The organism is Streptomyces chengmaiensis (assembly GCF_029846775.1).
GTDB lineage: Bacteria > Actinomycetota > Actinomycetes > Streptomycetales > Streptomycetaceae > Streptomyces > Streptomyces chengmaiensis.
On the sequence record NZ_JARWBG010000005.1, the window covers coordinates 256,738 to 280,352 of the forward strand.

The following is a 23,615-nucleotide window of genomic DNA, read 5'->3' on the forward strand; positions in this document are numbered from 1 at the left end:
ACCTTCTCTCCCGCCGAGGACATCTCTTGCACCCCCTCCGCCTGTTCGCTCTCCAGCTCGCCGACCGTCTACCCGGCACCTGGACGGCCCTCTACCGCCAGTACACCCGCGCCGCCGACCAGTTCGCTGACACATGCCGCGTGTGGACGCCGCTGGACGCCCGGCCGCCCATCTCCTTCCGCATCAACGGAATTACCCTGCGGCGGGACGACGACCTGGAGCTCTACCTCGTCCAGCATCGGCAAGGCCGGGTCCTGATCTGCCCCGTGATCCCCCACGGGTTGCACGAGGACGTCACCGACCGCATCCCCGCGCCGCCGACCGTCGCCGGCCCTCTCGATCCGGCCCGCGCCGCCTGGCGGATCACCGACCGCGTCCTGCCCCACTACACCGCTGCGGTCACCAGCGCCCGCCAAGCCACCGCCGCCCTCGTCGCCCGGCGCTCCTTCGTCCCCGCGCTCCTGCCCGTCCCGCAATCAGGCAACTCCCGAGCCCGCGCCCGCTGACCCTCCCCGCCTCCACACTCCGCCCAAGGATTTCCCATTCGCCCCTGCTCCCAGTTCCGCGCCCTTTCTCTCGGTGCTGGCGTCCAGTCCAGCACCCTGCTCGCCCTGTCCGCCGAAGGCATTCTCCCGAAAATCGACTACGCGATCTTTGCCGACACCGGATGGGAGCCCAAATCCGTCTATGACCATCTCGACCGCCTCGAACGCGAAATAGCAAAGCCCGCCGGTATACCTGTTCTCCGGGTTTCCTCCGGAAATATTCGCAGCGACGCCCTGAACCCGGATCACCGTTTCGCCTCCATGCCCCTCTACATCCTGAACACGGATGGGCGACCTGGGATGACCCGGCGCCAGTGCACCGGGGAGTACAAGGTGAAGCCCATCAAGAAGAAGATCCGCCAACTTCTCGGCTACCCGTATCCGGCTCGGGTACCAAAGGGCGTTTTCGTCGAGCAGTGGATCGGCATATCCACCGACGAATTCCACCGCGCCAAGGACGCCGACGTGAAGTACATGCAGAACCGGCATCCGCTGATCGACATGGGCTGGTCGCGTTCCGACTGCGTTCGCTATCTCACCTCGCTCAATCTAGCCAAGACGCCGAAATCGAGCTGCCTGGGCTGCCCTTTCCACGGCAATGCTCAATGGCGGCACATCCGCGACAACTCCCCCGCCGAGTGGGAGGACGTCGTGGAATTCGACGCGGCCATCCGGAAGGGCAATGCCCGCGCCAACGCCAGCGGCAGTCGGCTGCTGGGCGAAGCGTTCCTGCACCGCTCCCGCGTCCCCCTCGGCCAGGCCCCGATCGACCACGTCACCGCCTCGGAGTGGGCGGCCCTCCAGCAGGAGCTCGCCGACGAGGACGAGTTGGAGCGGGGTGTCGCGGACGGCTGCTCGCCCTGGGCGTGCCGGGGGGATGCGGACGCGCTGGCGCAGGGCGGCTTCGGGCTGGCCACGTGATACTCGACCTCTTCGCGGGGCCGGGCGGCTGGAGCAGGGCACTGGGTGTCTTCGGCGTGCGTGACGTGGGGCTGGAGTGGGACGAGTGGGCGTGCAGGACCCGCGCTGCCGCCGGGCAGTTGACGATCCGGACCGACGTGACGATGTATCCGACGTGGCCCTTCCTCGGCCGGACGCGCGGGCTGATCGCCTCTCCGCCGTGCCAGGCGTGGAGCATGGCCGGCAAACGTCTTGGCCTGGTGGACCAGCCGCTGGTGCATGCGGCGGTCGAGGACCTCGCCGCCGGACGCGACACCCGCGAGCGCCTGCTCGCCGCCTGCCGGGACGAGCGCTCCCTGCTCGCGGCCGAGCCGATGCGCTACCTCCACGCCCTGAACACGGTCGGCGAGCCCGAGTGGGTCGCCATGGAGGAGGTGCCGGACGTCCTGCCGCTGTGGAAGCAGTACGCGGCGATCCTGCGCGGCTGGGGGTTTTCGGTCTGGTACGGGATCCTCAACGCGGCCGACTTCGGCGTTCCGCAGACGCGCAAGCGGGCGATCCTGCTCGCCTCCCGGGTCCGTACGGCACAGCCTCCCACGCCGACGCACGCCCGCCTCGCCGAGCCCGAATCGCTGTTCGGTCCGGGACGTGCCCGCTGGGTGAGCATGGCCGAGGCTCTGGGGTGGGGTGCGACCGACCGGCCCGTTCCCACCGTCTGTGCCGGGGGCGGTCCCGGCGGTGGCCCCGAACCGTTCCCGTCGGGCTCCCGCAGGACGCTCTTGGACGCTCGGGAGCGCGGAACGTGGATGCCGCGATCGGACGGAGTGGTTCTTCAGTCCCGCCGGGAAGGCGCGGGGTGGGCGGCGCGGCACGGCACTCGTGAGAACCGTGCTGCCACCGCTCCGGCGCCGACGTTCACCGCCGAGGCGCATCGCTGGTCGTGGTCCCTGCGCAGCAACAACCAGGCCAACGCCACTGTCCGGTCCATCGAGGAGCCGGCAGGCACACTGTTCTTTGGGCACCGCGCGAACGAATGCACCTGGGTCGCCGAACCGGTCTCGGCGCCGGCGGAGGACACGGTCGCGTCGGCAGTGCCGGAGCCGATCCGGATCACCGCTCGCGAGGCCGGCCTCCTGCAGACCTTCCCGGCCGATTACCCGTGGGCCGGGAACAAGGGGCAGCAGTTCTCGCAGATCGGCAACGCGGTCCCGCCGTTGCTCGCCGGCCACCTCCTCGCCCCGCACCTCGGCGTCACCCTCGATCCGAACGACTTCACCCTGGCCGCCTGATGTCCCTCAGTCCCGAAGCAGACGAGGACGACCTCGACACGATCCCGGCGCCGCAGCCGGTGTTCCACGTCGAGCAGGCCCTCGTCGGCGCGCTTCTTCTCGATCCGCACCGTCTCGGCGACGTGACCGGCATCTCCGCCGGTTCGTTCTCCACCGCCGTGCACTCCGCTCTGTTCGCCGCGATCAGCACGCTGCCGCCGCCTGACCCGGCCGAGCACGCGAAGAACACCACGTGGCTCAACCAGGTGCTTGCCGCGGGCCGGGAGCAGGCACGCGGACTGACCGCCTCCTACCTGCACACCCTCATCCAGGTCTGCCCCTGGCCCCGCCACGCACCCGCCTACGCCCGGATGGTCGAGGCCGAACACGCCCGCCGCCGACTGCGGGCCGCCGCCGAGCACCTCCTCCAGACCATCCACGACCCCTCCCTCCCGCACCCTGTCCAGACGGTGCTCGCCGAGGCCGACGCGCTCGCCGCAGTCGTGGACGACATCGCAGCACGCTTCCCGCCACGCGCCGGCGTCCTGCCCCGCACCCCGCCACCCCCGCCGGCCATCCCACCCGACCATGCCGAGGCCGCGGAGGAGGAGCAGTTGCTGCTCGCGACCGCCACCGCCCACCCCGCCGGCATCGAGTCCGCACGGTGGCTGCTCCCCGAGGACTTCACCCAACCGCTGCACGCCGGCCTGTGGCAGTGCCTCACCACCCTCGACCGCCGCCACGAGCCCGTCGACCCCGTCACCGTCCTCTGGGAAGCACAGCAGCGCGGCCTTCTTGAGCACGGCAGCGAACCGGGCGACGTGCTCCGCCTTCTCGCCGAACCGGCCGGCTCCATCGAGCACTGGGGCGAACGCACCCTGCAGCGCTCCCTCCTGGCCACCGCCGACCACGCCGCCCGCCGCATCGAGGCATACGCCGACGACCCGGCGAACACACCGTTCCAGCTCGTCGTCGGCGCCCGCCGATCCCTCGCCGACCTCGGCGCCATCCGCACCCGCTGGCAGCACGCCACCGGACAGATCCCGCCGCAGCGCCCGCGCCCCGCGGCCACCACCCGCGCCGGGCCGCCGACCACCACGGCCGCCCGCAGCGCTCGCGCCACCCGATAGCCCCCCGCATACGCCGGTGGCCGAGCCCGAAGGCCCGGCCACCGGCACAGGAGACGACACCCCCACGTGACCACCGCCCTGCCCATCGACGCGTACGTCCGCCTCGACACCCACCCCACCCACCCCAGCGCCGTGACCGCCGTCCTGACCGGCTCCCAGGCCCACATCCCCCACGTGGGCCTGGAGGCCGCCAACTGGACCGTCGTAGCCAAGAACACCCTGGTCCTGGCCCGCATCGATCACGAGGAGCCCTACTGGGCCGAACAGGCGGCCCAGCAACTGGCCGCTGACGGGGTCAGCGTCGAGATCACCGCGCGGCTCCGAGAAGCCATGGACGAAGAATGGACCTGGGCCGACTATCCGATGCCCTGGTGCACCCGTAGCGAAATCCGCGAGGTCTCCGACGCGGCCCAGAAGATCCATGACGACATTCGCCATGGTCAGCTCCTCATCCACGCCCACGCCGAGGACGGCCACACCACCGTCGCGGTCGGCACCTACCTTGGCAGCGGCAAGAGCGTCTATCTGCACGGCCAGAACCACCTGCGGCAGGTCGCCGACACCTTCAACTCGCCAGCCCAAGCTCTGGTCGCCTTCGAGAAGGTCCACGGCGCCGCCATGCGGCCCGGCCCCGCGCCCCTGACCGACACCGAACGCGCCGCCGCCCAAGCCCAAACGTCCCCACCCGCCACCGAACCTGAGCCGCCGGAAACGGTCCCCGCGTACGCGGCTGATGCCGGCGACCACGATGCTCTGCTGGAGGCGTTCCTCGACACCCACGGCGACTGGGAGAAGTGGCGGACCTGGTCGGACGAGACGACCCACGCGGTCCACGAATCCCAGACCCTGCGCATCGAGCGCATCCACGAAGCCCACCCCCGCGAGACCGCCTGGACCATCGCCGCGTACGCGACGCCCGTCTCCGACCGCATGTGGGTCCTCACCGCGACCGGCGCCACTCCGGCCCCAGTGCTCCAGGAACTGCTGGATCACCTCGCAGACGGCGACGGCTGGGACACGGCCGTCGGTGCCCCGGTGGACGAGAAGACCGTCGCCGCCGCCACGCAGCCCCTCTCCGAGGCCGGGTGGAAGCACACGGTGGACGGGCGATGGATCGGGTGGACTTCCCCCGCCGGGGACGCGGGGGTCCGGTTCGACGCGTTCGCCGCCCAGCATCCGAGCCAGAACCTCGCCACCTGGACCGTCTGGGCCGGCCTAAGTCCCGACCGACCCACCTGGGCCCTCACCGGGTCCCCGCACACCCCAAGTTCGCTGCTGGCCGACCTCTCCAAGACCCTCACCCACGGAACCGGCACCCGACGCACCAATACCGCAAGGCGCCCCCTCAGCGTCCGACTCCGACCCTCGCCGCCAGCTATCTCCCCGCCAGCGACCGGGCACACGATCAGCCGCGGTCTCTGAGCCCTCACCCGCACCTCACCTAGAGAGGCAGCACGGGATCGATCTTTTGGTCAACTACACCTGTGCGCCTTGCCCCGAATCTACCTCGGGACGTGGCTGGGACTTGGTACGTTCGGGCGCATGACACCGCGTTCAGTGGACCTGCGCAAGGAGCCCGTGGAAGCCGTGCTGGACCGTGTCGAACGGTCGCTTGGAGTGCGCCTTAGCCGGGAGGCTGTAGTGCGCAAGCGCCGGTCTCTGGGGGCGCGTACGGACCGCAATACGTGGGTGCGGATCGAGCGGCGCGGACTCGATCGGATTGGGGTCCAGGGAGGGGATGGCACCGCGTCCGCCGAGGCCCTTCGCGGGATCGCGAAACCGGCCTGGCTCACAGGCATCGCGTGGCGGGACGACACGGAGCCAGTGATGTGGCGGGCGGACGAGACGGAGGTGCTGCCGGCGGCGCCAGTGAGCAGCGCCGTGGTGGCGGAGGATCCACAGCTGCCCGAGGAGTGGTGGAATGCGCTGAACGCCTCGCTGGATGCCCTGGCCGCGCAGCACACAAACCGTATCGCGACACCGGATACCGAGACCCTCACTCAGGACCTGGTCAGGGGAACGATCCACAGCGTGTTCCCGGGTGTCGATGCGGCCGTAGTCGAATGGCGGCCGGCCCATGCGGATTTCAACTGGGCGAATATCACGGCGCCGGTGTTCTGTGTGTTCGACTGGGAGGACTGGGGCATGGCACCTCGCGGCCTGGACGCGGCAAATCTGTGGGGGGCCTCCCTCGCCGTCCCAGCGCTGGCAGACCGCGTTCGCAGCGAGCGGCGTGAGGATCTGGAGAGCCGGGACGGCATGCTGATGACGCTGTTCGTCGCTGCGAAGATCCTCGGCCCTTACGCCGATCCCGAGGACCCCCGCCTGGTCCCCGCGAGGAAGATGGCGGAGCAGCTGCTGCAGGAACTTCAGGCGCGCTGACGGGCTTTGAGGAGCTGCCTGTACTCCCGGACCACGTTCTCGTCGACCTCGTACGCCAGGGCCTCGGTCAGCTCCCGCAGATGGGCGACGTCGTCTGTGCCGACCGCGACCGCGTTGACCCGGGGCAGGCCGTAGGAGGATCGGAAGGCAGCCTGGATCTTCGTGGCGGACTGGGAGTTTCGCAGGAAGATCCTCGGATCGAAGCGTTCCCAAACCGCCTCAACCGTACTTCCGCCGAAGGGGCTCATGCCCCACACCTGCGATGGGCACCACCTCATGGCCAGGGCCTCGGCTGCTTCGAGGACCTCGACCCCGACCAGCAGCCCCGCTCGGACCATAAGGACATCAGGGCTTGGCACGTCGAAGTCCATGAGGGAGCGCGGATCCCAGGTTGAGACGCCCCAGGAACGGCAGAGCCCGGCCTGTGCTGCATCGGCCAGGGCCGTGCACGCCTGTTCCAGCGTTTCGGCGTGGGGTGCCGAGTGCTCTGGGTTGTGGAGAAGTACCAGATCAGGCTCCCGCCCGAGGTCCTTGATGGCTTGCTCGGCGGCTGCGAGGAGCCGGGCGGGAGCGAGGCTGTGTCCCTCGGGGAAAAACCCGACCTTGGTGGAGACCGAGAATTTCGGCAGAAGATCGCCGGCCGTCGTCTTCAGGACCTCGTGGGAACGATGGCTGAGGTAGTTGGACGCGGTGTCGAGGCGTGTTACACCGAGGTCGGCGGCTGCTTCGAGTAGGTCACGGGCGTGACCAGACCGGTGTAGCCCGAGGACGATAGTTCCGTCAGCGGTTCGCACAGCCCCTCCGTGATCAGCAAGTCGGCCAACGTCGTGATGTCGTCGGGGGCGCCATCGAGGTAAACCGGGTGACCCGACAGGAGCGCACGCAGGCTCGGTTCTGCGCGCTCGTGGAAGGTCAGCCGCTTGCCGCCACCACACACTTGGACAGTGTCACCGGAGCGGACGATGGAGGGCGCGAACTCGGTGACGGCCGCGACTCCGTCCGGCCGCCCGAAGGCGGCCACGTGCGGCATGTGGCGTGCGGGCGGAGTGCTGGACCGCAGTTCGTCCAGGTACCGCTCCGGGCTGTAGGTGGCACCTAGGGCGCTGAGCTTATCCCTCAGCGCTTGGTGTGCGATGCCCTGGGCACCCTCCAGGTCGTGACGGAACGCTTCGTCGGCGCGGGCGGCATCGGAGAGGAAGTTGGCCCAGGTGACACCGGTCCGTTTGGTGAAACCGAACGTCACGTGCAGGGAGTGTCCACCACTCCCCGAGCCAAGGCGGGTCGCTGTGTGCCAGAAGCCTCGTGGGATGTGCATGACGTCCCCGGTCCGCATCGTGCCCTTCCACAGCACTTCCTCGGAGGGCGTGCGGTTGCGTTCCGCGTCGCGGTACATCGGCGCCGGCCGCGACGGGCCGCGCACTTCCCACGACTTCTCACCCGAAAGCTGCACGGCGATGACCTCGTGGTCGTCCCAGTGCAGATGGAATCCGTCGGTGTCACCAACCGCTAGGTAGGCGTTGGCAGAGGTGAGTTCGCCGGACCACCAGCCCAGGGCCCGGCAGGCGACTTCCAGCGTCGGGTCGAAGAAGTCCACGTGATCCAGGACCACGGTGCCGCCGTCGTTAAGGATTCGTCCGAGGGCCGCCATATCCGCCTGGCTCACGGCCTGCCTGCGCCGGTTGACGTTGGTGGACAGGAACGTGGACGGGTGCACTTCGTCGCCCTCGGCATAACAGCGCAGCTGCGGATTGGCCAGATGGCGGCGCTTGATCAGGTCCAGCAGTCTGAGCGGGGTCAACAGCCGTGCGGGCAACTCCGGGTCCGTGAGACGGCCGCGCGCGAACGCGGACCCCACGGAACCCGGCCCGTCCCAGCCGAGAGCCTTCTCGATGTAGCTGACGAGCCGGTGCTCCATGGGTTCCCCTTACTCCTTCGGGAGGTTCAGGTCGCGGTTGTCGCCGTCATCTCCCGCGCTGTTCTGCGAGCTGGTGATGTCGGACCGCTCGGACTCGCTGCGGTCATGCGCAGTCGCCAGCTCTTCCACCGCGATCAGAAGCGCGGGGCTGGTCCCCGCCACCTGTGTGGATGACCTGTCTGCCATCGAGCTCTCCTCTCAGTTCTCCAACCCAGCTCTGGGCGAACGTCTGAGTTAACCCGCGTCCACCGCGTGGCAGTAGGGCGGGATTCGGACAGTGCTGGGGGATGCTCTTGCCCCTTCTCAGGGGAGGAGGCGAGGCCCTGATTCCGCCTGGACGACTGTCTGGTCTGGGCTGGGCGGAAGGCGTGTGATTCATCGGCCGGGAGCGTGAGCGAGGGCGAGAGCGACAACCACGGCGCTCACCATGGCGGCGAAAGGCAGGACATCGGAGCCCCGTCAGCGGGGCAACGTAGCGCGGGATTGCCGGTTAGCCAAACCGGCAATCCCGCCGATGATTCATGGTCCACCGCCACTAACTGCCCGTACGTCGAGAGGCATCACCGAGACGACGATCGAATCGACGCGTGGAGACGTGATCGGCCAGGACTAGTTAGCGCTTCACGCCGCCGCGTAGCTCATGCGAAACAGCTCCTGGGCGCGCTCCACATCCCGGAGGGTGCGCAGCTGCACCTCCAGGTCGCCCGTGCCGTGGTGACCGAGACCCGTCACGTCACGGGTGAACCCAGGAACGAGGTCGACCTGCTTCGGGTCGACCTTGAGATAGACGAGGAGCTTGGTCCTCTGCGGCGGGCACACGCAGGCGAAGTTCCGCAGGCGCTGGTACGCCCGGTACATCTTGCGCTGGACGTAGTTCACGCCCTCGCCCAGCCCCAGCAGCGACTCGTCGACCGCGTGCGCCAGCTCAACCAGGGCCATGCCGTGGCCGCCGCCCCCAGGCCCGGTCCCCTGTCGGCGAACGTGTCGGGTGACTTGCGACCGGCCGCTGACCGAGGCCACGGTCTCAAGGCCGAGCAGGTCGTTGCCGAAGAGCCGGTAACGTACCAGGTCGATGCTGCGCCGGTGCTCGCGCACGGCATGGACGTCGTAGCGGGTGAAGTCGCCAGCAACGCAGATCAGCCTCGGTCCGCTCCACAGCACCTGGGCCGCGGCCGTGGCCCCGAGCCGGTCGCGGGCCAGGCGCTCGAACTCCGCCCGGTGATCCATGAGCCAGCTGAGGTAGAACAGACCCTGGTTGATAACACCCGAGTCAACGCCCCGCTTGTACTCAACGATGACGGGGGATCCGTTCTCGTCGAGACCGAGCGAGTCGATGCGACCGCCGTGGACTGGTCCCGTGCTGTACTCGCTTGCCAGAAAGCGAACCCCAAGCAGCGCTTCCATGTTGGCCTCGACAAGGCTCTGCACATCTGTTTCGAACTCGGCAAGACGCGGTGCGACCTCGGTCACACCGCCATTCGTGCTGTAGAGCTTCAGGTTCGACACCACCCCTCCCATACACCAGTACCGCCGGTATTCAACAGTGGGAGCCGTCGGATCTATTTCCGACGCTGGCCATTAGACGCTTAGCCCGGAAAAAGCTGAAGCACCTCGGGCCCGTCCGTCGCCACATCTCCCTCATCAACACTCAGAGCGAGGCGGGGACGGGTCATCGTGGCCGTCGCATAGACCTCGTTCGCGAGCTCAAAGGGAAGACCCGACCGAGCAACCAGCTCGTCGAACGACACCCCCGTCTCCTCGCAGAGGCGAACTGCCCTCTCCAGCAGGAGAGGGGCTTCCCGAGGACCCAAGTCGCACGGCTCCGGATCCCCGTTCTGGGAGAGCATCATCATCGCGCGCTTATACGTTGCATCGCGGAAGGCGCCGAGAGCGTGAGCGCGATAGACGATTGCTTTCAACGACGTTCCCCAACGCCGCTTCAGCGCGTAGAGCGCCTCCCAATCGAGCCGTTGCGGTAGCTCCGCAAGGATCTCCGCACTCGGCATCAAGAACTCCGCCGCAAAGTCATGCGCCTGGTTCTCGATGATCCGGCTACCGGGCTCTGCGTCAAGATGCATGACCAAGTGCCCGGCCTCGTGTGCGGCATCGAACCGAGAGCGAGCCCTGTCGTTCTTGGCAGGATTACGGAAGACCATGGGCCTGCTTCCGTACCAGTGAGAAAAGGCGTCCACTCGTTCGGACATTGCTGGAAGCTCCAGAACTACCGCGCCATGAGCTTCCAGAAGCCGCGTCATGTGGGGAATGGGTCCCGTGGGAACCCCTAGCGCATCTCGAGCGTCCCGTGCCACGGCTGCGATGTCCGCCCGGCTGGGCTCGGACGGCAATGCCAGGCGAGGCAGCGCAACAGGAGGCAGCTCCACATAGTGCTCAATTGTGGTAACCAACCTCCATGCAATCTTGCCAAATGCGACAGCCTGGTCCCGTTGCAGTTGAGTCGTTGCCCGAAGGCTCCGGAAGTGGGCAGCGCTGGGCACGGTCGGGTGCGGGTGGCCGGCTGCGAAGAATGTGGCCGGCACTCCCAATGCCATGGCCAGCTGTGCAACCACCGCAGCCGACGGACGGCTCTGGCCCAACTCGTACTGACTAACCGCCGCTGGCGTGAGCGCGACCTTCTTGGCGAGCTCGTTCTTGCGGAGTCCTCGAAGCTGACGGGCCGTCGTCAAAGCTTCAGGTTCGAAGGAGCGGGAGGCGAGCTCAGCGCCTCTCGATCCTCGCAGCGGTGTCGGCATGATCTCTCAGTCTGTCTTCTCGCGCTTTTCACGCGGTTCTTCAGTACGCCGCCGCAGCGGCAGCTCGTGCTCGTCCAGGTCGCTGTAGGCGGGCGCCTTCGAAGCCTCCTTGGCAGTACGGCTCTCGTCGATGCCCGGCTCCGGCAGCTTGCGGTCCACGCCCGTGCTGACCTCTGGGGGCAACCCTTCCTGCTCGACCATGACGTCTTCGGCCGAGCGGGGAGCCGGAAGGCCGACCTGGAGATCATTGTGGATCTCGACCGTGCCATCAAGCCAAGGCGACCCACCCTCGCGGTTGTCCCGCGGGAGACCCACCTCGATGACACAGTTGCCCGTCTCGGGGTCGCCCATGTGCATGACCCGCACGTGGCCCTGGCGAACGGCTTCAGCGAAGCTCTCGGCCCAGTCGGGGTCTTGATCGAAGGTCAGCTGGTCGTTCATCGCACTGTTCGCTACCGCACCCCTGAGCCGCGCAACGCTACCGTCCCAGCTCAGTTGCTCCAGCTTGTCCCGCACCTTGCCAGGTGCAGTCAGCGGAAACTTGTAGATCCTCAGGACCCACGGCCCTGAGATGACCTCGATCGCTCCGCCGGCGACCTTGCGGACCGGAATACCTGCTTGGTTGAGCCTCTGGAAGGAGAGGTTGGCGATGTTGCGCCAGACCAGTTGGGCAAAGGTGCCGTTGTCATCCCCATGCGAGGGGTCATGACGGTCGGCGTTGGTCGCGTACACCTCGCGCGCGACATCCCGGATGATCTCCAGCGCACCCGCCTGCCGGAGATCACTCAATGCCTGCTGCAGAGTGATTTCCACACGCCGACGATAGCAGAAGCCGCCCATCTCTGCGCGAAAATCAAGTAGATGGGTCCTGTGCGTGTCGTTCCTCAAGCGGGAACACGAACCGGGAGGCTCGCCAAGTTGCTCGAGCTGAACCACTGTCAGCGGGCGGCGGGTCCTGATCTGGGTTGTTCAGCCGCCCCATTCCAGGCGCACGGGTTCGCGGGCAGCGGCGAGGGCGCCCTCTAGGTCGGCGAGTCGTTCGGCCAGCGTGGTGGTGGCGAGTCGGGGCGGGAGAGCGGCTGAGAATTTGAGGCCACGAACCGCACGCGGGTCGACGGTGGGCAGGGTGAGGGAGTCGGGGAGTTCCGCGCGGGCGGTTTTCCAGTCCTCGGGCGCGAGGTCCTGGCGAAGTCGGACGTGGGTGTCGGTGGGGCGCTGGACAGGGTCGGCGAGCTTGCCGAGGGAGGCTGCGAGGGTTGCGTTGGCACGGTAGCCGGCCCAGGTCCACCAGCGAGTGGCATCGGCGTCGCGGACCAGCAGGGTGCCTGCCGGGTGTACTTCGTGGGGTGCACGATCCATGCGAAGTTCGGCGAGGGCGGCGGTTGCGCGGCGGGTGAGGCGGACGTCCGGGTCTGTACCAAGGAGAACATCGCGCATGGCCCGGGTGAGGGCGTAGGAGAGGCCGCGGGCTTCGCTTCCCTGCCATTTGGCGATGCCGCCGTCTTCGACGGGTTCGACAAAGGCGCGGCGTCGGGCCCAGTCGATGAAGGTGACCTGCCAGCTGCGGCCGGCCAAAAGCAGGCGGCGCGGGCCTGGGCGTTCCTCGGTGAGGACGGTGGGGTCGGTGGTGCCGATCTCCTTGCGTCCGGCGAGCACGGTGAACTCGGGCGGTGCAGTGAAGGAGGCGGTCAGCTCCATGAAGTGCCGTCGGCCGAAGTGCTTCTCGGCTTCGGTCCCGATAAACAGCATGCCTCCGTCACTGTCGAGGAAGCCGCCTTCGACGAGGTGGGACAGGAGAGGGGCAGCGGAGCGGTCAAAAGGAGCAAGGCCGTTCCATTGTTCGGGCCACAAGCGATCGCCAAGGCGGTGCTCCTGCAAAGTGACGGCGAGGAGTTGCTGTGCAACGAGGTGGCGGGGCGAGGGGGGCGGGGTGACGGGTTCGACCCAACCGCGGGTCCACAGGGTGAGCAGGCCGGCGGCTTGGAGGAGAGTGTCGGGCCGGGTGGCGAGGAACAGGCAGTTGCGGCAGGTTCCGGTGCGGCGGCCTGTGCGGCCGATGCGCTGCAGGAAAGAGGCCACGGTACTGGGCGAGTCGATCTGGATTACGCGGTCGAGGTCGCCGACGTCGATGCCGAGTTCGAGGGTTGAGGTGGAGACGATGACGCAGTCGCGTGCTTCGGCGAATGCCTGCTCGGAGCGGGCGCGTTCGTCGGTGGAGAGGGAGGCGTGGGAGAGAAACACGGTGACGTCGCGGGCTCGTAGTGCCGCCCCGAGCTCCTCGACCTGCTTGCGGGAGTCACAGAAGACGAGCCGCTTTTCGCCCTGGTGCAGGGCAGAGATCACCTTGCCAGCGTTGGCGAGAGATCCGACGTAGTCAAGTTCCACCTCTCCTGCGGGGCGCGGGAGATCTTGGGTTTCCGCTGCAGCAGCGCTGGCCGCTGGCAGGGTGACGCCGGGGGCGACGACTCGGCCAGGGCGGTCGGCGGGGCTTGCGCCCTGTAGCCAGGTGAGCAGGGTGTCGGGGTTGCCGACGGTGGCGGAGAGGCCGATGCGTTGGATCCGGTGGCCGGCCAGTCGCTCCAGGCGTTCGAGTACGGCGAGCAGGTGCCAGCCGCGGTCGTCCCCGGCGAAGGCGTGCACCTCGTCGACGACGACGGCACGCACCCGGCCCAGCATGTGCGAGTGGTCGGTCTTGACGCTGATGAGCATCGCTTCGAGGGACTCGGGAGTGGTGAGCAGGAAGTCGGGGGACTCGGTGCGGATGCGCCGGCGTACGGATTCGGGGGTGTCGCCGTGCCAGAGGGCGGCTCGGCGTCCCAACCACTGGGCGTAGGTATCGACTCGGTGCACCAGGTTGTTGAGGAGCGCCTTGAGCGGGGCCAGGTAGAGGACGGAGGTGCCGGTCCAGCGTTTCTCCCGCATTGCGGACAGCATGGGGAAGGTGGCGGCCTCCGTCTTCCCGCCTGCGGTAGGCGCGAGCAGGATCGCGTCCTCGCCGTCCATCAGCGGGTGCACGGCGGCTTTTTGCAGGGGGCGTAGGTCTGGCCACGCGAGCGTGTTGATGATGTGGTGCAGGACGACCGGGTCGAGGCGTTCCACTGGGTCGGTGCCGCGCGGCTGATCCTGCACGTCTGTGACTCCTGCGCTGGTCGTCAGAGTTTGGGTCTTCGGAGAATGGGACTTCAGATCTCGAGGTCGAGGTCGTCCGCAGAGGCGGCTGGCGCGGGTGCGGCGAAGTTCCGTTCGGTTGCGGTGAGATCGCCGCTGGCCACTGTCAGCTTGTAGTGCGTGCGCGGGTCGAAGTCAGTGAACTGGTCGATCCGGTCGAGCACGTCCCCGACCAGCTTCTTCAGGTACAGCCGTGGTGCCACTCCGACCTTGCCGCCGAGAGCCCCACCCACTGCCCGCGCCAGGTCCGTCAGGTACGCGTCGTCGGCGAGCTGCTTGATCCGGTCAGGAGACCGGGAGCCTTCCGCGTACAGGTCACGGATGGTGGCACCGAGGCTGGTCAGTGATTCCTCGGTGAATCCGGGCAGCCGGATCTGGACAGCCCGAGGGTTGTCGAAGCGAGGATCGGTCGTGAAGTCGGTGGCAAGGCGCTGGGCGAGCGGCGCGAGTCGCTGTACGCCCTGCTGTCCGTCATAAAAGGCGGGCGTGCCGGTGATGACGAGGTACAGGCCCGGGAAGCGGCCGGAGTGGACCTCGTCGATGAGCTGCCGGAGCGCGTTCAGTGCCTTGTCGCGGGCGTCGGAGCGGACCCGTTGCAGGGTCTCCACTTCGTCCAGGACGAGGACGAGTCCGGCGTGCCCAGCATCCCGGAGCACGGTGAGCAGGCCCTGCAGGAAACCGAAGGCGCCGAAGTGGTCAAGATCGCCGCGGACCCCTGCGCTGCGCCTGGCGGCTGCGGCGACGTGTGGTTGGCCACCGAGCCAGGCCATGACCGCGGCGGCGGTGGCCTCGTCTCCGGCGTCCAGGGACTGCTTGTATCCACGCAGGGCGGTGGCGAACGCGGGTGCGTGCCGGGAGACCTCGGCGAGGCGGGCGGTGAGCAGCCTCTCCACGGCCTGCGGCAGCTCGTTCTCGCTCGCACCGTCGGCGAGCGCATCCTCTTCCAGTGCATAGAACCAGGCGTCGGCGACCGGCCGCAGAGCGCTGGGCGGGAAGCTCGCGGTGGTCAGGCGTTCGGTGAGTCGCCGGTAGACGGTCTCCAGCTTGTGCAGCGGGGTCTCGGTCTCCGACACCTGCACTTCAGCTACGGCGAAGGTGCGTCGTTTGGCGCGTTCGCCGAGCCAGCGGGTAAAGAAGGTCTTGCCGGATCCGTACTCACCGCGCACAGCCTTGAACACCGAGCCGCCGGCAGCAACAGTCTCCAGTTCCTCGTCGACTGCCTGCTCGAAGCGCCCGAGGCCGGTGGCCAGCAGGTCGAGGCCGCTCTCAGGGACGGCGCCGCGCCGCAGCGCGTCCACCACGGCGCGCCGCCGCACAGCGCCGACCGGGGTGGCGGCCCCGGATACTGAAGATCCAAACGCGTTCACCCGAACAGTCTCCCATCCGGCCGCCCACCTGGCCGGACGTCGATGCGGACGCCGGACCGCCGACACGCGGACCAGGCGGGCAGGGAAACCGGCCCGCACGTCGCAGTCGCAGTACGCCGATTCACAGCCCGAACTGCTCGATCAGCTGGGCGCGGTGCAGGCGCAGGGTGCGGTTGTCGGGCAGGATCTCCAGGATCTGAGCCCCGTCGTAGTTGAGGAGCTGGGCGAGGGTCGCTGCGAAGCCCGGCGCACGGGTGGCGGGCTGGCCCGCTCGTTCGGCAAGAGCAGTCATCGGCAAGGTGCCGGCCTCAACGAGCGCGGCCAGCGCCTTCGGGAGGACGGTCTTGTCGCGTGGCTTACGGGCGAGCAGCTCCAGCTGTGCCTGGTACAGCTCGGTGGCCATGAGGCGCTCGACCAGAGCGACAGCAGGGTCTTCGGACTGGTTGGAGGAGGGCGCGCTCTCAGGCTCGGCCGCCGACTCGGCGGGTTCCTGCCGTGTGGGGGGCGCCACCTCGTCCTCGCCGAACAAGCTGATGGCGCCCTCGGGCGCGGCCGGGGCGGCCTTCCTGGTCTGCTTGCGGCGCGGGCTCGCCACGGAGGCGTCGGGCACGGCACCTGCGTCAGCTTCGTTCTTGGCGCCGGCCTCGACTGCGGCACCGCCCTCGCCGTCCTCCGTCCACCAGGAGGGCGTGGGGTCGCCCAGCTCCCGCCATCCGATCGGCGGCTCGGCGCCGAAGGGAAGCAGGGCGAGGAGCGGGATGGTGAACTCTGCGAGAGTTGCCCCGCCGTGGTAGCCGGCCTTGAGTGCGATGTACCGGGTGTCGTGGTCCCGCAGCGCGACGATCCGCGATCCGGGCTCTGGCCAGACCACCCGAGGTCCGGACAGCTCGATCTCGGCCGGGGCGACGGGTCCACCAGGAGTGCGGTGGCGGGCCGAGCCAATCGTGCCGCTGGCCGCGTCGAGCTTGGTGCCGCGCCGCTCGACTACATGGCCGTGGTCGGAGGTGAGCAGCACGGTCATGCCATGCGCACGGGCAGCCCGCAGCAACGGTTCCAGACCGCCGATCTCTCTGGCCCGCCACGCGCCGTCGCCGAGTTTCTGCTCCTTGCCGAGGCGGTCATCGACCGTGTTGAGTACGACCGCGACATGGGTGCGCTCATCGGCGAGGGCTTCGGTGAGGGCGGTGGAGAACGGCGAGCCGGTGTCGGGGCCGCGCAGGTCGTCCTTGTGAAAGACGACCGCCGGTGCCCCGTTCCAGCAGGAGTGCTGGGGGAAGAGCCGCTTCTCGTCGTTCTGGTCGCCCTTCATCAGGGTGCCCGCGAACAACGAAGTCCGGGATACGGTCGTGAGGGTGGGCAGCGCGGCAGCCACGGCACGCCGGACGGGCGGTCCGGCCACAGTGGGCAGTGGGTCGAACTCCGCCCACTGTCCCCGGAGTTCTTCGCCAAGCTCCGCAGCTATCGCCGCGCTCATCCCATCCACGAGCAGGAGCAGGACCCGTCGGCCGGGGCTGGCCACGACGGGTGCAACAACACGGTCCAGCAAGCTCTCCACGGTGAGCATGGCGCCGGGGGCGGTGCCACCCGCGGTCCACACCGCGAGCCGCTCGGAGAATGCACGGTCCAGCTCGCGGCGCTTGTCCCGCACCTGCGCGCCGATCCGGCTGTACGCGTCGGCGAGTACGTCGTCCGGGTCGCCGCCCGCTTCGAGGTGTTCCAAGGCCCGGTCTACCCAGCCGAGCTCGCAGATCTGGCGGGCGGTGCCGTCAGCGACCGAGGCGATATCGGCCTCAGGCGAGCCGTCGAGCCACTGCCGCAAGCGCGCCGCCATCCTCACCCGCTCGATTCGCGCGCGGGTGGCGCCGTCGGCGGCCAGAGCATGGTCGGCCAGCGCGATGACGGCAGCGGTGATCGTGTCGGTGCCGCCGTCGGCAAGGGCACGACCAGCCGCGGTGAAGCGGGCATCGAGTCCGGCCGAGAGCAGCGGGCTGGCAGTCGCGGCAGCCTGTGCCCCGAACTGTGCCACGAGCTGTGCGGCCCGAGTCAGAACCGGGTCGGCGAGCCGGTGCTCGCCTCGGTCGACAAGCCCGCGGACGAACGCCTCGCCACTGGATCCGAAGGAGGCCAGGAGTCTGTCGAGGTCGTCGCCCTGGGCAGGAGGCTGTTCACCGAGCCAACGCTCGGCGCGCCCTCGTGCCCGGTACAAGTCGTGGTCGGCCTCCGCATGCCCCCACAAGGCGGCGCAGACGACCGCGTAGGCGGCTGCGTCTGCCCCGTGTTCGGCGTTCACCAAGGCGGTGATGATCTTTCCGGTCGAGCCGCCTTGTTCGGGTTCGGCGAGGAAGCGGGCCAAGCCGGCCCGTTCCGGTCTGCGAAGGTCGCGCAGGAGGTCGGGGCCGCCAGGGGTGAGGGTCCATCGGAACAGTGCGACGGGGTCGATGCGATCTCCGTCGTCGTGTGCGGCCGGCCCGCCCAGCGCATCCGTGTCGTGACGACCGATCCTGAGACGGCGCCTGGCCAGCCGGGTGAGCGCCTCGTCTCGGGAGAGCACTCCCTTACCCAACGATGGCCAGCCGCGGGTGGCCGCCGCGTCCAGGAGCGCTTCGGCCGCCCAGGTCTCGCTGCGCAGTCGCCCGTCGAGACCGCGTGCGTCGAACGCCTCTTGCACGACTTCCCAGTTGTCGACGGACCGGATCCCGCCACCGTAGACGCGGGCGAGCAGCCCGGGGTCGAGGTCGGTGTCCTCGCAGTCGGTGAGGACGACCAGGACCTTGGGGTCGGGGGCAGTTGCCGCGTCGAGATGGCCCAGGATCTGCTCGTGTACGGCCAATACCGAGGGCCCGACGGCCACGCGCGCCCGCAGTCCGCCCGCTGTCTGTTGCACTGCGGGCCCGTCCCAGGCCGGATCGGCCCGCAGCAGCAGGACGCGGACCGTGCCGTCGCCAAGCCGGCTGCGGGCGGCGAGATACTGGCGGACGGTCCCCGCCGGCAGCCGGGCGAGACCGGCGGACTCGGGCGCTGTGGTGACGGTGTCGGACATCAGTCGACAACCTTCCAGACGACCTCGACGGTGGCGTTGGGGTTCTCGGCCGCGAGCGCCGCGATCTCCGCCTGCAGCTCGGCGGCAGCCCGCGAGGCGGTGGTCCGCCCGCCGCCGGAGCGGACAACGGGCCGAGACGGCGTGCGGGGCCCCGGCTGCGCCACCGGCTCCGGCAGCACCTGTGGGTGGGCGGAGCCGCCGATCAGGTCCACGTCGTCCGAGCTCGGCGACGAGGTGGCGGGGGTCTGGGGCTGCTCGGCCGTGGTCTGTCGGGACCTCAGCAGGGACAGCACCTCCCGTCCACTGGCCTGCAACACGCCCGGCAGGTCGGGGTAGTCTCCCGGATCGCCGGCGGCGGCATCTCGCACCCGCTCCAGGACGGCCGCGCCGTCCACCCCGAGGGTGTCGGCCAGGCCCAGCTGGTCCCAGCTGGTGTTCTGCAGCGCGGCAGCGACCTTCCCCGCGCCCTTGAGGGACATGGCGTAGCGGTGTGCGGTGAAGTCACCGAGGTCGAAGCGTGCGATCCGGTCGACGACGGTCTTGGCGTCTATGCCGACCTCTGTCACCGACTTCACCAGCTCCTGCGCCCGCCGGGCGAGGACGAGGCGGGGCGAGTCGTCGTCGAGGCGCAGGAAGGAACGGTGCTTCTCCAGTTCCCCGACGAGCCGTCCTGCGTCCTGGGCGAGCGCGGCGGCGGCCTGCTTGATCTGTCCGGCGAACTGGTTGACGATCCGCCCGCGACGCAGTTGCGGCGCCCGGTCCCCGAGCACGGTCTCGTACCGCTTGCGCGCCTCGGTCCAGTCTTCCTCGCTGGGCAGCGCCTGCTCGCGCAGGGCGTAGTCGCGCTTCAGCTCATGCGGTGCGGGTGCCGGTTCGACGGGGACACCGCCGCGCACCCACACCCGGTCGGTCATCTCCGCGTAGGCGGCGGCGAGCAGCCGGCGAAGCGGCTCGGGCAGTCCGCGCGGCTCGGGAAGGTCGCTCCAGTCGGAGAGCTTGACCAGAGTCGGCTCGGCGGTTCCGTCCCGGCGGGCCTGGCTGGTGAAGTGGTCAGGCCAGGTGGTGGACTGCCGGTAGTACGCCTCCCGCATGGTGCCGAGGCCGAGGCCGCCCGCGATCCGCGCCATGGTCTTGCGGTCCTTGCCATCGACCTCGACCTGTCCGTCGCGGTCCTCGGCGGCCTTGCGCACGTACTCGAAGACGGTTTTGATCTCGGCAGGCTTCACGGGCTTGCCGGTGCCGTCAGGGTCCAGGTCGGGGTGGGCGGGGTACTGGTGGGCAAGCAGCTTGCCAGCCAGGTCGCGGGCGGCGGCGTCCAGCGGTGCACCGAGCGGAAGCCGAAGCTCGGGCACATCCTGCTGGGCGACCAGGTGGGTGTCGAAGCCGAGGTCGACGACCCCTTCCTGCTTTTGTGCGAGCCCGTACGCCTGCCGCAGCGCCTGGGTGACGCGCTCGGTGAGGATGTTGCGCTGCGACTGCAGCATGCTCTTGGCGCGCGCCTTGTCGTCAGCGTTGAGGCTGCGCGCGAATTCGGAGTCGAAGCGGGCCTCGTCGGCGAGGGCCTTGTCGATGACGACGAGACGCTCGAAGTCACTGCGGGAGGCGTCGGTCAGGTGTGTGGGCAGCCAGGCCAGGGTGCGCGAGTCGCCGCCCGGCTTCTCCCGCAGGGCACGCAGCCGCTGCAGGTCGTCCATCGGGCCGAACTCGCCCTCGTCGTACGGGAAATCGACGACGAGCCGCCAGGCGTCGTCCTGGCTGGGCCGCAAGGTCGCCTCGGACAGCGAGTCGACGTCGGCGACGTGGCCGAAGACCACTTCGATCTGTCGTTCGGTGCCCTTCCACACAAGGTCAAGCACGTCGTATGCGTCGAAGCCTCCGGGCCCGTCGCCAACCCCGAGCGCGTCCTTGAGCAGGCTGCGCATCTTGGCGCGCCGGTTGCCCAGGTTGTTGTGGACCTGTGCGTTGGCGAGGACGGCGTCCAGGTCGACGCCGGTGAGCTCTAGACGGACCACCGCGCCCGGCCCGGTACCGGCGACCTTGATCTCGGGGAAGGTCGCCGCCCACTCCTTCACCTTCTGCTCGAGCCGGCCGACCTCGGTGCCCGCGATGCGCGTGGTGATGGAACCGTGGTTGAGGGCGTGCAGCCGCGCCAACGTGAGGTCGGCAAGCGCCGGCACGCTGGGCGCGAGCGCCGACAGCAAGAGGGTCTGCAGGAGCCGGCTGTCGCCGGTGAAGTCGCGGCAACGGGCCGCGAGCTGCGGGTCGCCCAGGCTCTCGGGAGAGCGTCGGTACGCCTCGACCTGGTCCTCGGTGACCTGGTTGGTCTTCAGCAGGTACGGGCGCAGCTTGTCCCGGTACAGCTTGTCGGCAGCCTCGAAGTGGACGTTGGTCTCCCCGCTGAACGCCTTGTCGCCGCCGCCCGCGATCGCCGGATACAGATCGCCGAGCGGCACGAGCTGTCCGAGCCGCCAGTCATCACGGTGGTCGACGAGCAGCTGACTCATCAGCTTCAGGCCGGTGCGGGAGCGCTGCAGCGCGGCAGAGATGTGCACCAGGGTATCCATGAACGCCGGCGGGAACGGGTACGTCCGCCTAAAAGCATCCTCGTCCGCGCCGGTGGTGGACTTGTCGTGACCCAGCAGGGTGTCCCACACATCCGGGCCGAGCTTCTTGGCCTCGGCGAACGCCGCGTCCACCTTCGCCTCGGCCCCCGGCACGGGCTTGAGCAGACGAGCCTGCGCGATCTGAGGAAGGTTACGGTCCTCCAGGACGATCTCGTCGTAACGCCCGCCGTTGAGCTTCAAGGTGTCCTGCACTGCCGCCTCGGCGGCACCCGACATCTCCTCACCGACCAGCTCACGCAGATCACGCTGACGGGCGATGAACGACACCACGGGAATGGCACGCCGCTCGTCACCGCCCTCCACGAAGTTCGTCACCTTGCTGGATTCCCTGCCCAGCACCTTCTGGTCGTGGATGAGAGTGGCCAGCCACAGGATCAGCTCGTCCATGAACAGGATGAGCCCGTCGTAGCCCAGCGCCTTGGCGTGCGCCGCGATGACGCTGAGCCCCCTGTCGAGGGAGATGAAGCCGCTGGCGTCCTCGGAAGCATTGCGCGCGAAGGCGGGGAACAGCGTTCTTGTGAGGTCCTGGACGAGGCGGGCACGCAGTTCCCTCGGCGTGGAGGGATTGTCCAGATCGAGGCTCTTGGTGTTCTCGTGTTCCTCCACCGCGTCCATGGCCTCGTCGAGAAGGCTGCTGGTCCAGGTGAAAGAATCACCCCACTCGTCCTCCTGACCACCGGCATCGGCGAGCTGCGCGATCACCCAGTCGTCGCCGTTACGGCGGCGCTGCTCGGCGAAGTCCTCGAAGATCCCGTCGGTCCGGTAGACCTGCGGCAGCGGGCAATCCTCGTGCAGCTTGCGTACGTGCTCCACGTACTTGCCGAGCACCCGCTGCTCCAAAGATTTGGCGCCGAGCATGTGGTACGGCACCAGCAGGAACTTACGGTCATCCGCGTCGAGCCAAGAGTGCCGGGCCCGCACCGGATCGAGCTCGCTACGGTTCCGAGCGGCCTGGTTGCGCGAGAGCAGCGCGTAAAGCACCGCCATGAAGTGCGACTTACCGGAACCGAACGAACCGTGCAGATATGCCGCCTTCGACGAGTGGCTGTCGAGCGCCGACTTGATCAGGTCCAGGGCCTCGTCGAAGTTACCCAGCAGCCGGTCGGTGACGACGTAGTCCTTCAGGGCCGCCTCAGCCCCCTCGGCGGTGACCGCCTCGTTCAGCTTCAGCACGAAGTCGGAGGTGGACACCGACTCCGGGATGTCGATCAGCTCCCGCAGAAGCGGCCGGTCCTCGGGGCGAGAGTTGTTCCTACTCATGAACGCCATGGTGTTTAAGCTCCTCGCCCTGATCAGTCGGACTCTGCGCCGGCGACGGCATCGGTGACGTTGTCCGTGACGGACATCTGGACGGCGGCCTTCGCGCCCGTTCGCCTCTTGGGCGCGGCTGCCTTCTTCGCGCCTCCGCGGGTGGCCGCGGCCGGGCGCCAGGCCCGCAGAGCGTCGTCGGTCAGCCCGAGCTCGCCCTGCTTCTGTTGCCGGAATGCCAAAATCTCGGCGGCCGGCGATGCACCGAACTCCGGGTCGTACTCGCCATGCCACTGCTCCAGCCACGGCTGCAGCTCAAGCAGCCCGGCCAGGTATGGCACGAGGTCGTCCTCGCCGAGCCCAGCCTGCTGGATGTGGGAGGCGAGCGCGAGGGCCTGCTCCAAGTGGTCCCAGCCAGCCCACCCGTACAGGTCTGGCGACTGTGCGTTGGCCGTGCCGTACGACACGAACCGCTCCTTGGGTACATCGAGCTTGCCGCGCGCACGCCAGTAACTCGGCTTCAGGAAGTCTGCCGCGGTGTACTTCGGCGGCACGGGCGTCCGCTCACGTACCTTCCGCTTGGCAAGCTCGTCCGGCGCGGCGTCCTCCTCGCGCTGGAGGTCCCACACGTGCTCCCAGTCCGCCCGCTTCTTCAGCGCGGCGGGCTTGTAGCGGAGCGCGGCAACGAACGGCACATGCTCCTCTGACAGCAGCTCACGGACCGTCTTAGCGAGATCCTGCTGGGGGGCGTAGAGATCGGCAACAGACGTGAAGTCCTCGTCCGCGGAGAGCGCTTCAGCGAGGCGGCCGAGAGTGATGACGGTCGGGTTGCCGTTCGCGTCAAACCAATACGCACGATCCTCGATCCGGTCGAGCAGCCAGGTCCTCAACGCCTTCTGCCGCATCGCGGCCCAACCCTCGGTCGCCCAACGCCTCTTGTACTCGGGGCGCTCGACCATGCCGATGGCTCGGTTGGACTCGATGGCGTCGATGCGCTTCTGGACGAGGGCGCGATAGTCGGCGGACCAGTGGTCGGGGATCTCTCGGATCTGCTCCGATCCGTGCCGGTTGAACCACTCCTCGCTGGCCTCGCCGGCTTCGACACGGCGCGCGAGCTGTCGACGATCGCGTAATTCCCCAGGGGTGTGGTCACGTAATTCCCCACCCCCTGGGGCGAGGGGCGGTCACTTGACCGTGGGGTCCTTCGGGTCGATGGGGCCCTTCGGCCGCTTGTTCGGTCGGTAACTGGGGCCGTTCATGATGACCTGGTGGCTGGCG

The 23,615-nt window shown here is 68.7% G+C and carries 16 protein-coding genes and 1 pseudogene; 6 read left to right on the forward strand and 11 right to left on the reverse strand.

The features are described from left to right. Positions 1-26: 26 nt before the first annotated feature. The 6 genes from QCN29_RS07525 to QCN29_RS07550 all read left to right on the forward strand — a co-directional run bounded on the left by QCN29_RS07525 (position 27) and on the right by QCN29_RS07550 (position 6,225). Entirely contained in the window at positions 27-506 is a 480-nt protein-coding gene (locus tag QCN29_RS07525) for a hypothetical protein (RefSeq protein ID WP_279926927.1), read from the forward strand. A gap of 96 nt (positions 507-602) precedes the next feature. Next, positions 603-1,466 carry an adenine nucleotide alpha hydrolase family protein gene (locus tag QCN29_RS07530; RefSeq protein ID WP_279926962.1) on the forward strand — a complete coding sequence of 288 codons (864 nt, stop codon included), beginning with the start codon at positions 603-605 and terminating at the stop codon, positions 1,464-1,466. Then, on the forward strand, positions 1,463-2,734 hold the full coding sequence (locus QCN29_RS07535) for a DNA cytosine methyltransferase (RefSeq protein ID WP_279926928.1): 1,272 nt from the start codon (positions 1,463-1,465) through the stop codon (positions 2,732-2,734). The genes QCN29_RS07530 and QCN29_RS07535 overlap by 4 nt, the downstream gene beginning before the upstream one ends. After that, positions 2,734-3,843: a DnaB-like helicase N-terminal domain-containing protein gene (locus tag QCN29_RS07540; RefSeq protein ID WP_279926929.1), complete on the forward strand. Its 1,110-nt coding sequence runs from the start codon at positions 2,734-2,736 to the stop codon at positions 3,841-3,843. Before QCN29_RS07535 ends, QCN29_RS07540 begins: the two co-directional genes overlap by 1 nt. Positions 3,844-3,909: 66 nt before the next feature. Then, entirely contained in the window at positions 3,910-5,265 is a 1,356-nt protein-coding gene (locus tag QCN29_RS07545; RefSeq protein WP_279926930.1) for a DUF317 domain-containing protein, read from the forward strand. Between the two features lie 120 nt (positions 5,266-5,385). After that, positions 5,386-6,225 (forward strand): hypothetical protein, encoded by an 840-nt coding sequence (locus tag QCN29_RS07550; RefSeq protein ID WP_279926931.1) that lies wholly within the window; start codon positions 5,386-5,388, stop codon positions 6,223-6,225. Here QCN29_RS07550 and QCN29_RS07555 read toward each other — a convergent pair. The 11 genes and pseudogenes from QCN29_RS07555 to pglX form a co-directional block, all read right to left on the reverse strand. Further along, complete coding sequence (locus tag QCN29_RS07555) at positions 6,213-7,019, reverse strand: aldo/keto reductase (protein ID WP_279926932.1); 807 nt, start codon at positions 7,017-7,019, stop codon at positions 6,213-6,215. The genes QCN29_RS07550 and QCN29_RS07555 overlap by 13 nt on opposite strands. Then, positions 6,929-8,140 (reverse strand): JmjC domain-containing protein, encoded by a 1,212-nt coding sequence (locus QCN29_RS07560; RefSeq protein WP_279926933.1) that lies wholly within the window; start codon positions 8,138-8,140, stop codon positions 6,929-6,931. The genes QCN29_RS07555 and QCN29_RS07560 overlap by 91 nt, the downstream gene beginning before the upstream one ends. A gap of 9 nt (positions 8,141-8,149) precedes the next feature. Beyond that, positions 8,150-8,326, reverse strand: coding sequence for a hypothetical protein (locus QCN29_RS07565; protein ID WP_279926934.1), 177 nt, complete (start codon positions 8,324-8,326; stop codon positions 8,150-8,152). 435 nt (positions 8,327-8,761) lie between these two features. Next, complete coding sequence (locus QCN29_RS07570) at positions 8,762-9,646, reverse strand: DUF5655 domain-containing protein (protein ID WP_279926935.1); 885 nt, start codon at positions 9,644-9,646, stop codon at positions 8,762-8,764. Positions 9,647-9,726: 80 nt separating this feature from the next. Further along, positions 9,727-10,890 carry a helix-turn-helix domain-containing protein gene (locus QCN29_RS07575; RefSeq protein WP_279926936.1) on the reverse strand — a complete coding sequence of 388 codons (1,164 nt, stop codon included), beginning with the start codon at positions 10,888-10,890 and terminating at the stop codon, positions 9,727-9,729. A 6-nt stretch (positions 10,891-10,896) separates the two neighbouring features. Beyond that, a complete protein-coding gene (locus tag QCN29_RS07580) occupies positions 10,897-11,703 on the reverse strand; it encodes a hypothetical protein (RefSeq protein WP_279926937.1) in 807 nt (268 codons plus the stop codon). Between the two features lie 156 nt (positions 11,704-11,859). Further along, the gene (locus tag QCN29_RS07585) at positions 11,860-14,019 is read right to left on the reverse strand and encodes a DEAD/DEAH box helicase (protein ID WP_279926938.1); all 2,160 of its coding nucleotides are present in this window, start codon (positions 14,017-14,019) and stop codon (positions 11,860-11,862) included. A gap of 53 nt (positions 14,020-14,072) precedes the next feature. Beyond that, entirely contained in the window at positions 14,073-15,425 is a 1,353-nt protein-coding gene (gene brxD, locus QCN29_RS07590) for a BREX system ATP-binding protein BrxD (RefSeq protein ID WP_279926939.1), read from the reverse strand. Positions 15,426-15,546: 121 nt separating this feature from the next. Continuing rightward, positions 15,547-18,465: a BREX-2 system phosphatase PglZ gene (pglZ, locus tag QCN29_RS07595; protein WP_279926940.1), complete on the reverse strand. Its 2,919-nt coding sequence runs from the start codon at positions 18,463-18,465 to the stop codon at positions 15,547-15,549. Next, the gene (pglY, locus tag QCN29_RS07600; protein WP_279926941.1) at positions 18,465-22,358 is read right to left on the reverse strand and encodes a BREX-2 system ATPase PglY; all 3,894 of its coding nucleotides are present in this window, start codon (positions 22,356-22,358) and stop codon (positions 18,465-18,467) included. Before pglY ends, pglZ begins: the two co-directional genes overlap by 1 nt. A gap of 23 nt (positions 22,359-22,381) precedes the next feature. Then, a pseudogene (gene pglX, locus QCN29_RS07605) lies at positions 22,382-23,452 on the reverse strand (BREX-2 system adenine-specific DNA-methyltransferase PglX); the annotation flags it as partial. Positions 23,453-23,615: the final 163 nt, after the last annotated feature.